Annotated in this window: 2 protein-coding genes; both read left to right on the top strand. The window is 37.6% G+C overall.

The window, feature by feature from the left end; all coding sequences use genetic code 11:
- Positions 1–167 precede the first annotated feature (167 nt).
- The gene (gene tnpB / locus D8M05_RS19880; RefSeq protein ID WP_121134850.1) at positions 168–521 is read left to right on the top strand and encodes an IS66 family insertion sequence element accessory protein TnpB; all 354 of its coding nucleotides are present in this window, start codon (positions 168–170) and stop codon (positions 519–521) included.
- Between the two features lie 77 nt (positions 522–598).
- Positions 599–2,191: an IS66 family transposase gene (gene tnpC, locus D8M05_RS19875; protein WP_121134848.1), complete on the top strand. Its 1,593-nt coding sequence runs from the start codon at positions 599–601 to the stop codon at positions 2,189–2,191.
- The last annotated feature ends 86 nt before the right edge of the window (positions 2,192–2,277 follow it).

Raw genomic sequence — 2,277 nt, 5'->3', positions numbered from 1 at the left:
GTCCCCGTTACACTCCATCCAAAAAATGAAAACACTACTGGATCTAATCCAGCAGTAACTTCGTTACATCCTACTTGTACGATCAAATTGGGCAACATTGAGTTTTCCTTCTCAAATGGCGTAGATGAGCATATCATCCAAATCGTAATGAGGGAGTTGAAAAACCTATGAAACAAGACTACACAGATGTCAAAAACATCTACATCATTTGTGGTAAAACAGACATGAGAAAAGGAATTGATGGACTGGCAACGCTGGTTCAAGATTCTTTTGAACTGGATCCATATGGTGATTCGATTTTCTTGTTTTCCGGCTGGAGTAAAGACCGTTATAAATGTTTATACTTCGATGGAGATGGATTCGTCATGCTTTATAAACGTTTAGATAACGGAAAGCTACAGTGGCCAAAAGATGAAAATGAAGTTCGTAATTTATCCCAACAGGAACTTCGCTGGTTGCTCGAAGGGTTAGCTATCCAACAACCAAAAGCTATTCAAAAATCGCCAAAAGGTGCATTTTAACTTAAAAAAGTGACTCACTCTTCTGTTCTGCATGATATACTAAACCTATCTTATACGAACGAAAGGTGGTGAATTTCATGGTTCATACTTCTTATGGAAATAACGAGAAATTAATTCAACTATTAGAAAAACAGTTGGCTCATTCAAACGAACAAAATAAAAATCTTTCAAAAAAGCTAGACGAATCTAGTAAACAGATTGAAGGATTAACCGAGCAAATTCGCCACTTAACCAAGCTACTATATGGATCGAAAACAGAGCAATCTAAATATAATATGCCCGATGGGCAAACGTCATTATTTGATGATGACCCATCTTTTACTGATTCTGAGCAGACAGAAGAACAAAGCCAACAGAAGATTTCTTATACTGTTGAACGAAAAACTAAAAATAAAAAACGGAATGATTCCTTACGTGATGATATTGAAGTAGAAACCATTCATCACCATCCAAAAAATAAGACGTGCGACTGCTGCCAAGAACAAATGCTTGAATTTGCTAGCACTATCGTACGTGAAGAAGCAGTATTCATTCCAGCGAGAATGAAGAAAATTCAACATATGGAACATGCCTATGAATGCAAATATTGCAAAGGTGACTCACTACAAAAGGCACAAATTAAACGAGGCAAAGCGCCACATGCACCAATTCAACGCAGCCTTGCAAGTCCTAGTGTGCTGTCCAAAGTCATTTATGATAAATTTATCCAATACTTACCCCTTTACCGACAGGTAAAGGAATGGGAACGTTATGGCTTACATACGAATGATAAGAACCTTTCTAATTGGGTCATCCGTGCATCTCAAGATTGGTTACTTCCTGTCTACGAACATATGAAGCAGATGATGATAGATAAATCGATCCTGCATGTCGATGAAACGTATGGACAGATTATCAATCGTTCGGATGGAAAATCTGGTCAATCAAATGCTTATAATTGGGTTTTTCGAAGTGTTCCTAGTCAAGGGCCAACGATTGTTCTCTTTCAAAGTGCATTATCACGAGCCAGATCTGTTCTTCAAAGCTTTATTGAGGGTTTTTCTGGAACGATTGTTTGTGATGGTTATTCCGCCTATGACAAAATAAAAGGTGTTACCTTCGCAAACTGTTGGGCGCACACTCGGAGATATTGGCTGAAAGTTGATAGCAAAAATGGTCAAATCGGTGTGCAATATTGCGATAATTTATATCAGTTAGAAAGGAAATTCAAACATTTGTCCCCGAGTAAACGAAGAAAAGAGCGACAAAAATACTCCAAGCCAATTGTAGAGGAATTTCTTGGTTGGGTTGAACAATCCCCTTTCTACGGAAGAAATGCACTCGCAAAAGCAGCTGACTATACACTTAATCATGCATCAGGGCTTAAAGCATTCTTAGAAGATGGACGTATTGAAATAGATAATAATCCGGCTGAAAATGCGATTCGTCCCAATGTGATTGGCCGAAAAAATTGGCTGTTCTCCGTCAGCGAAGCTGGCGCGAAAGCAAATGCCATCTGTTTAAGTATTGCAGAAACGGCAAAAGTAAATGGTGTGGATTTCTATACATATTTGGTGAAGTTACTAACTGAACTGCCAAACTTAGATATTCATAGAAAACCGGAAATACTAAATCAATACATGCCTTGGTCAAAAATAATTCAAGAGGAATGTGCGAATAAAGTGAAATAACCGTAAATCCAATTTAAAAATCATGGATTCACGGTTATTTGTCATGTTTACTTTGAAAAGTGCACTTTTTTATAATTCGGGCTTAC

Source organism: Oceanobacillus bengalensis, from assembly GCF_003628445.1.
Classification (GTDB): Bacteria; Bacillota; Bacilli; order Bacillales; family Amphibacillaceae; genus Oceanobacillus; species Oceanobacillus bengalensis.
Note: the sequence above shows the minus strand (reverse complement) of the source record. Positions and strands in the feature narration are given on the sequence as shown.

What these genes read in the sequence shown, in the direction of transcription:
- tnpB (WP_121134850.1), top strand. Translation starts at nt 168, where the DNA reads ATGAAACAAGACTACACAGATGTCAAAAACATCTACATCATTTGTGGT.
- tnpC (WP_121134848.1), top strand. Translation starts at nt 599, where the DNA reads ATGGTTCATACTTCTTATGGAAATAACGAGAAATTAATTCAACTATTA.